Origin of the sequence: Actinomadura sp. 6K520, assembly GCF_004349245.1 — a bacterium.
Lineage (GTDB): Bacteria > Actinomycetota > Actinomycetes > Streptosporangiales > Streptosporangiaceae > Spirillospora.
In genome coordinates this window covers 1-6,066 of sequence record NZ_SMLC01000284.1, presented here as the reverse complement: position 1 = coordinate 6,066, position 6,066 = coordinate 1, and the positions used below count along the sequence as shown (strand labels likewise).

The 6,066-nt window shown below is 66.7% G+C and carries 4 protein-coding genes and 3 pseudogenes; 3 read left to right on the top strand and 4 right to left on the bottom strand.

Features of this window, described 5'->3' with window-relative positions; genetic code table 11:
* Positions 1-126: 126 nt before the first annotated feature.
* Positions 127-1,446: pseudogene (locus E1289_RS35890) on the top strand (ISAzo13 family transposase); the annotation flags it as partial.
* Positions 1,447-1,461: 15 nt separating this feature from the next.
* Here E1289_RS35890 and E1289_RS35885 read toward each other — a convergent pair.
* Positions 1,462-2,232: pseudogene (locus E1289_RS35885) on the bottom strand (IS256 family transposase); the annotation flags it as partial.
* 239 nt (positions 2,233-2,471) lie between these two features.
* Positions 2,472-2,885 (bottom strand): annotated as a pseudogene (locus E1289_RS35880) (IS110 family transposase); the annotation flags it as partial.
* A gap of 690 nt (positions 2,886-3,575) precedes the next feature.
* Here E1289_RS35880 and E1289_RS35875 point away from each other — a divergent pair.
* Positions 3,576-4,499 carry an IS5 family transposase gene (locus tag E1289_RS35875; protein WP_207929375.1) on the top strand — a complete coding sequence of 308 codons (924 nt, stop codon included), beginning with the start codon at positions 3,576-3,578 and terminating at the stop codon, positions 4,497-4,499.
* A 101-nt stretch (positions 4,500-4,600) separates the two neighbouring features.
* Here E1289_RS35875 and E1289_RS35870 read toward each other — a convergent pair whose 3' ends face one another.
* Both E1289_RS35870 and E1289_RS35865 read right to left on the bottom strand, forming a co-directional pair.
* Positions 4,601-4,792 carry a DUF397 domain-containing protein gene (locus tag E1289_RS35870; protein WP_131988352.1) on the bottom strand — a complete coding sequence of 64 codons (192 nt, stop codon included), beginning with the start codon at positions 4,790-4,792 and terminating at the stop codon, positions 4,601-4,603.
* Positions 4,789-5,601 (bottom strand): helix-turn-helix transcriptional regulator, encoded by an 813-nt coding sequence (locus E1289_RS35865; protein WP_131988350.1) that lies wholly within the window; start codon positions 5,599-5,601, stop codon positions 4,789-4,791. The genes E1289_RS35870 and E1289_RS35865 overlap by 4 nt, the downstream gene beginning before the upstream one ends.
* Positions 5,602-5,705: 104 nt before the next feature.
* On the opposite strand from E1289_RS35865, the gene E1289_RS35860 reads away from it, so the two are divergent.
* Positions 5,706-6,053 (top strand): ATP-binding protein, encoded by a 348-nt coding sequence (locus tag E1289_RS35860; protein WP_131988348.1) that lies wholly within the window; start codon positions 5,706-5,708, stop codon positions 6,051-6,053.
* Positions 6,054-6,066: the final 13 nt, after the last annotated feature.

Sequence of the window (6,066 nt, the reverse complement as noted above, 5' to 3'; positions counted from 1 at the left end):
AGATCCCCACACTCGCGCAGATCAACCGAGCCGACGAGGGCACCACCAACCAGACCAGCTCTGACCAGGAGAAACAAGCCGCCTAGCGATCACTGGCCCCTGTCCCGTTTGACTTGACACCTACCGATCCGCCGCTGGTGGCAGGCACGCGGCAGCAGTGACTACCCCGAGGCGACCCGGCTACTGATCACTGCGGACGCGGGCGGCTCCAACGGCTACCGTTACCGGGCGTGGAAGGCGGAGATGGCGGCGTTCGCAGCCGAGGCCGGCCTGTCGATCACCGTGTGCCATTTCCCGCCGGGCACCTCCAAATGGAACAAGATCGAGCACCGGTTGTTCTCTCACATCACGATGAACTGGCGTGGAAGGCCGCTGACCAGCCACCAAGTTGTCGTCAACACCATCGCCTCGACCCGCACCCGCACCGGCTTGCGAGTGGAAGCGGAACTGGACACCGGCAGCTATCCGACCGGTGTCGCGGTCAGCAAGGCGCATCTCCAGTCCCTGCCGATCGAACGACACGACCGTCATGGCGATTGGAACTACACCATCCGCCCGCAGACAGCCGATACCGGCGGCGGGGTGGTGGGCACCGCCGGGATGCGGACACGGGTCCAGGCTCTGGCCCTGCTTAGCGACCCGAGACTGACCGGAATGACCCGCCGGGAGTTGGACGATCTGGCCGCCCGGCTGGCGCCGGCCCAGGCAGCCCAGGCCGAAGAACGCCTCTTCCGGCAGCGAGGCGGCAGACGTCGCAAGGCCAAGGGTGCTCACGGCCGCCCGCTGCTCACAGATGCCGACCGTGTCCTGATCACCGTGGTCTATCTGCGGCAGGTCTGCTCCCAGAAGGTGCTCTGCGAACTCCTGGCGATCAACCCCATGACCATCGGCCAGGCCGTCAGGCAAACCCGCAAGCTCATCGACCAGCACCGAGTCACCCTCACCACCACCAGCCTCGGCTTCGCCACAGTCCAAGACCTGCACAACTATCTCCAGGACGGCACCACCGTGGGCCGTCCGCCGCTGCCCGAGGCTCTATCGGACCCGGCACTGACAGGGATGAGTCACCACGACCTCCAGCAGCTCATCGAGCGTCTCGCGCTCCCGCACGCTGCCGTGATCGAGAAGCGCCGCCACCACCAACGCGGCGGCGACCGCACCCCGGGAACCCGCCGCGGCGTCTTCAAACAGAAACTCCCCGACACCGAACGGATCCTGGCCACCGTGCTCCACCAGCGGAGACTCTGCACCCGCGAGGTCCTGGCCGAAGCGTTCAGCGTCAGCCGCGGCACCATCAGCAACGCCATCGCCGAAGTCGCACCACTGCTCGACAACGCCGCCATCACCATCGAACCGGCCGACACCCGATTCCGCACCGCCACCGACATGATCGCCTCCACCACATCAGGCAGCGAGACCACAGGCGCCGATCAACCACCGTGTTGAATCTTTACGGCTTCAGTGCGTCCGGCACCGCTGCCAGCTCGCGCCCGGCAAGGTGGAGCCGATCGCCTCGACCAGGCCGGCGTGGGCGTCGGAGATCACCAGCTGGACGCCGGTCAGGCCGCGGGCCACCAGGCCGCGCAGGAACGCCAGCCACCCGGCCCCGTCCTCGGCCGAGGTGACCTCGACGCCGAGGATCTCGCGGTGCCCGTCGGCGTTGACTCCGGTGGCCACCAGCACGTGCACGCCCACGATCCGGCCGCCCTCACGCACCTTCTGGGTCAGGGCGTCGACCCACTCGAACGCATACGGCCCGCCCTCCAGCGGCCGGTTGCGGAACGCCGCCACCTGCGCGTCCAGCACCTTGGACATCTCGCTGACCTGGCTTTTGGAGATGCCCTTGATGCCCATCTGCTCCACCAGCTTGTCCACCCGCCGCGTCGAGACGCCCAGCAGATAGGACGTGGCGACCACGCTCACCAGGGCCTGCTCGGCCCGGCGACGCCGCTCCAGCAGCCACTCGGGGAAGTAGGACCCCGACCGCAGCTTGGGGATGGCCAGCTCCACGGTGCCGGCGCGGGTGTCCCAATCGCGGGACCGGTAGCCGTTGCGGCGGTTGACCCGCTCGTCCGAGTGCTGCCCGTAGCCGGCGCCGCAGACCGCGTCGGCCTCGGCCGACATGAGCGCCTCGGCCATCGTCTTGACCATCGACCGCAACACATCGGGCTCACACGCTCCGATCTGCTCGGCCAGCCAGCCCGCAGGGTCCACACTGTTGTCCACGGCCATCGCGTTCTCTTCTCCTTCGGTCTTGGTCGATTCGAAGGATCACGCGATGGCCGTCTCACGTCACGACGCCACGCCCTCTGACCAGGTCAAACTCATACACCACCTCCGTGGACGCAACCGTGCAGGAACTGGCCGTCCACCCCAGAACCCTGATCAAGGAGGTCAACCGCCGCCGAGCAAGCGGCCACATCACCTACGAAACCTAGGACCGGCGTCAACCATCACCCAAGCACAAAACGTCAACCCTCAACCGAGGTTGCACAGTGTTCGTGTCCCGGGTCATGCTTGACACTCCAGTCCCACCTGATGGTTGACAGTGCCGTGTTCGGCTTAAACGCCCCTATGTTCGTCAAGACCTCTCGGGCGACGTAGCGTTTGAGGCAGCGGATGATCTCGCGTCGGGTCTTTCCTTCGCTGATCCGTCGTTCCAGGTAGGCGCGGGTTCGCGGGTCCCAGCGCAGGCGGGTGAGCACGATGCGGTAGAGCGCGGCGTTGGCCTGGCGGTCGCCGCCGCGGTTGAGCCGCCTGCGTTGGGACCTGCCCGAGGACGCCTCGACAGGGCTGACCCCGCACAACGCGGCGAAGGAACCCTCGCTGTCGAGGCGTTCGGGATTGTCCCCGGAACGCACCCAGGCCAGCAGCGCGGCATAACCCTCAGCGGTGGCAGGGAACGAGCGCGTGGACAGCAACCCACCCATAGCGGTCAAGACCGCTACGACATGCGTGTCCTTGTGGGTATCCACCCCCGCAACCACCTCTTCGGGGCCTGGTCTGGGCTGGAGGGCGGAGGGGGGCTCGGGCATGCTGGACATCGTCGTTCGGCTCCTGCGCGACTCGGGGGCTGGACGGCCGTCACCGGGCCGGCGGGGCGGTCAGAACTGTGACGGCGCCCTGTTCACGGCATGGCCCGTATCGGGACACACCCCCCCGGCCCGATGCCGGCAGGCACCACCCCGAGCTTGCGGCCGGCAGGTCCAAGCCAAGGCACCACGGCCTGCTGTCGCGCGGGTCAGACCACGGCCCAGGGCAGCATCCGACCATCCTCAGAGCTGTCGCGTGTTCGTTTCGGGGAGCGCGCGTCGTGGGCCGGGATTGGGCCTGGTGGAGTTGCCGGTGGTCGAGGTCGCGGCCCGGTTCGGGTGTCGCGGCAGAATGTTGGCCATGATCCGCTGGGCCGCTATCGGCCTCCTGGCCTCTCCGTATGGCCCGCGGCGGACGACCCGCCGTCCGTCAGGCCCCAAGGCCCCTCACGTGCTAGGGCCTGTCTCGAAGTGGGATGAGTGGCGTGTCCCGCGGCGAAAGCAACGAGGTCTCCGGTAAAGGGTTCATCGACCAAAACGAACCTGAACACCGGAGACCTCGTGCCCAGCGTAGCGGTGGCGAGGCGGTTCGACCTGACCGATGCGCAGTGGGCGGTGCTGGAACCGCTGCTCCCGGTCCCCAAGAAGTCAGGTCAGCCGTCGAAGTGGACGAAACGACAGCTCATCGACGGGATCCGGTGGCGGGTCCGGGCCGGTGCACCCTGGCGGGACGTTCCCGAGTGCTACGGGTCCTGGCAGGCGGTGTACTCCCTGTTTCGCCGCTGGCAGCGGGCGGGTGTATGGGCGCGGATCGTCACCTGCCTGCAGGGGCGGGCGGACGCGGCCGGGGTGATCTGCTGGGAGGTGAGCGTGGATTCCACGATCGCGCGGGCGCACCAGCACGCCGCCGGTGCCCGCAGCCGACCGGATGAGCAGGCCGAACCCCCGGGCGGAGCCGGCGGGGACGAGCCTGCCGATCACGCGCTGGGACGGTCACGTGGTGGCCTGACCACCAAGATCCACCTGTCGTGCGAGCAAGGGCAGAAGGTGCTGTCGCTGCTGGTCACCGCCGGTCAGCGAGGCGACTCACCCCAGTTTCGGCCCGTCCTGGAGCGCATCAGCGTGCCACGCCTGGGCCCGGGACGTCCCCGCACGCGGCCGGACCGGGTCCGGGCCGACAAGGCCTACAGTTCCCGCACCAACCGCGCCTACCTGCGTCGACGCGGCATCGCGGGCACCATCCCGGTGAAGGCCGACCAGGCCCGCCACCGCCGCAACCGAGGCAGTCGGGGCGGACGCCCACCAGCGTTCTGCTCGTTGGACTACCACCAGCGCCACGCCATCGAATGCGCCATCAACCGCCTCAAACGCCACCGGGCCGTGGCCACCAGGTACGACAAACTCTCCGTCCGCTACCAAGCCACCCTCCACATCGCCGTCATCAACGACTGGCTGAGCTGCCTTTGAGACACGCCCTAATAACAAGATCCTTCTCAGACACGCATGCAGAGAGCCCCGGCCGTATCGCTCGGCCCAGGGTTTCTCGCCGTGATGCGCATGATGGGCTGTCAGGGTAGGTCGTGCACTCCGCACTTGATGTCGGCGGCCAGGCGGCGGAAGCGCTCGACCGGAAGCGTGATGCGGGGGCCGCTGGGGTCCTTGCTGTCACGCACGCCGACTGCCCGGGGGGAGCGCGCCAGTTCGACGCAATCGGAGGTCGCACTGCCGCCGCTGTGGCTTGACTTGCGCCAATTCGTCATCGATGGTTCTCCAGTTCGGCCGCCAGCAGTTCCCGGGACGGGCCGACCGGGGCGGCTATGTCGCTAATACGGTCATACCTTATGGCCACCTCTTCCACATCATGAGGGTCTGTCAGGAAACGCCCCCTCGTCACTGCTTCGGTGTATGCCAGGTCGCGACCGTCTGCGCTGACGATCTTGAATGGTCCGTCCAGTCCTGGGTGTGCCCTGTCCTGTCGTTCCACGATCCGGATGCTCACGGACGGATGCTCGCTCAACTCGACGAGGCGGGCGAGTTGTTCGCGCATAAGTTCCGGCGGGCCGATGGGTTGCGCCAGGACCGTCCAGTTCAGAATCGCCGTGAGATGCGGGGGGTTGGTCCTGTCGAACACGGCGGCCTGACGGCTGAGCCGCCGGTTCAGGGCGGCCTGCGGGTCCGCTACCGCGTTGCCGGTGAACGTGGCGAGTGCATATTCCGGCGTCTGAAACAGGCCGGGAACGTACAGCGTCTCCCACATGCGAATGCGACTCGCGCGTCCCTCGTACTCCGTAAGCCCGGTGAACCAGTCTCCCTCGTCGCTTGCTCCTGCGAGGGTGACCAGGGACGTGAACATGCCGTGTGTTCGCCACGCTCGGTCAATGATCTCCGCGTGCTTACGAGTGAGCTTGAGCAGCCCGGACTCATATCTGGAAACAGTGGAACGATCACAGTCCGAAATGTCCGCAAGAGCCTGGCCGGTGAGACTGTGCGCCTCACGGTATCGGCGCAGGTGCACAGCCGTGAAGTGCCACAGCGAGCGATCCGGGTTGAGTGCGTCGCGCAGTGACATTCATGATCTCTTTCGTTGCGGTTGCTTCCGGAACGTAGCGAGCTTAGTTCTCTGCAGGCACTCTTGACCTCCAATGCAAAACAAACCGTCCAAAGGTCGTAGAGGTGTCCGCATTTACCGTTGAAATCCCGACAATCTTCCTCGACCCCGGCGACCGCGCACCGGCGTTGGCGAGAGACTTCGTCGCGGCGCAGTTCCGGGAGTGGGGTTCCACTGACGACTTCGTGGCGCGTCTGGTGGTGTGCGAGTTGGTGACCAACGCGTGGCGGCACGGCGAGGGTCAGATCATCCTTCGTGTCTTCCGCGATGTCCGCGCGGACTTGGCGGTGATCGAGGTGTGGGAGTGCGCCACGAGGCGCTTGGTCGTATTCCCGGCTCAGCCGGGAGAGGATTGGAGGTTTTCTCTGGGCCTAATGGCTTACCCGGATCCGAAAGGAAAAGGGGGACAGTAGCATGCCAGCAAAC

Coding starts and splice junctions, on each gene's coding strand:
- E1289_RS35870 (WP_131988352.1), bottom strand. CDS start 4,792: ATGACGAATTGGCGCAAGTCAAGCCACAGCGGCGGCAGTGCGACCTCC.
- E1289_RS35865 (WP_131988350.1), bottom strand. CDS start 5,601: ATGTCACTGCGCGACGCACTCAACCCGGATCGCTCGCTGTGGCACTTC.